Origin of the sequence: Mesorhizobium sp. M7A.F.Ca.CA.002.05.1.1, assembly GCF_003998335.1 — a bacterium.
GTDB lineage: Bacteria > Pseudomonadota > Alphaproteobacteria > Rhizobiales > Rhizobiaceae > Mesorhizobium.
The window spans coordinates 1-593 of sequence record NZ_RZQI01001570.1 but is presented as its reverse complement, the minus strand read 5'-3'; the positions used below and the strand labels follow the sequence as shown (position 1 = coordinate 593).

Sequence of the window (593 nt, the reverse complement as noted above, 5' to 3'; positions counted from 1 at the left end):
CCCTCAAGGGGGGAGGAAATCCTGTTCTGGGCCGCCTCGCGCGGCCACCATGCCGATATTGGCGGCACCGCACCCGGCTCGATGACGCCGCTCGCCACCACGGTCGACGAGGAAGGCGTGCTGTTCGACAATTTCCGCATCGTCGATCGCGGAAAATTCCGCGAGAAGGAGCTGGAAACGCTGCTCACCGACCACCGCTATCCGGCCCGCAATCCGCACCAGAACATCGCCGACCTCAAGGCGCAGATCGCCGCCAACGAGAAGGGCGTCGCGGAACTGCGCAAGATGGTCACGCATTTCGGCCTCGATGTCGTCGAGGCCTATATGGGCCATGTCCAGGACAATGCCGCCGAAAGCGTGCGCCGCGTGCTGGAGCGGCTGCCCGACAGTTCTGAGTATGAGTACCCGACCGACACCGGCCAAATCATCAAGGTGAAGATCACGGTCGACCGGCAAAAGCGCGAGGCGACCGTCGACTTCACCGGCACCTCGCCGGTGATGAAGAATAATTTCAACGCGCCGGAACCGGTCGCCCGAGCCGCCGTGCTCTATGCCTTCCGCGTCATGGTCGAGGACATGATCCCGATGAATGC

General features: G+C 63.1%; 1 protein-coding gene. It reads left to right on the top strand.

What is annotated here, in order from left to right:
* Window positions 1–593, top strand: a 593-nt coding sequence (locus EN939_RS37090; protein WP_206528482.1) for a hydantoinase B/oxoprolinase family protein, incomplete at both ends; no start/stop codon positions are given.